The sequence below is a fragment of the Frankia tisae genome, from assembly GCF_025403405.1.
Lineage (GTDB): Bacteria > Actinomycetota > Actinomycetes > Frankiales > Frankiaceae > Frankia > Frankia tisai.
Genome location: NZ_JANEZT010000814.1, coordinates 1 through 451, shown reverse-complemented (window position 1 = coordinate 451; position 451 = coordinate 1). Strand labels below are relative to the sequence as shown.

Genomic DNA, 451 nt, shown 5'->3' with positions numbered 1-451 from the left:
CATCAAGTACGAGGCGGTGCACGACATCCGCAGCTGGGCGGACCTGAAGAACCGGGTGGGCAGCGACCGCCGCTGCTACGGCTTCTTCCATCCGCGCCTGCCGAACGAGCCGCTCATCTTCGTGGAGGTGGCGCTGGTGAACGAGATCTCGGACAGCATCACGCCGCTGCTCGACGAGGACGGCGCGGCGGTGGACATCGCGCGCGCCAACACGGCGATCTTCTATTCGATCAGCAACACGCAGACGGGACTGCGCGGCGTGAGCTTCGGCGACTCGCTCATCAAGAACGTGGTGGAGACGCTGTCGGCCGAGTTCCCGCGGCTGCGCACGTTCGCCACGCTCTCGCCGATTCCGGGTTTCCGCGCATGGTTCGGCAAGCACTGCGCGGGCATGCTCGAAGCCATGGACGACAAGCGCCGCGCCGAACTGGGCCGTGCGATCGGCACGGAG

General features: G+C 67.0%; 1 protein-coding gene. It reads left to right on the top strand.

Annotation, left to right across the window (positions count from 1 at the left end):
• Nucleotides 1–451 (top strand): malonyl-CoA decarboxylase domain-containing protein (locus NBZ85_RS34240; RefSeq protein WP_261563501.1); only part of this gene is annotated, 451 nt, incomplete at both ends.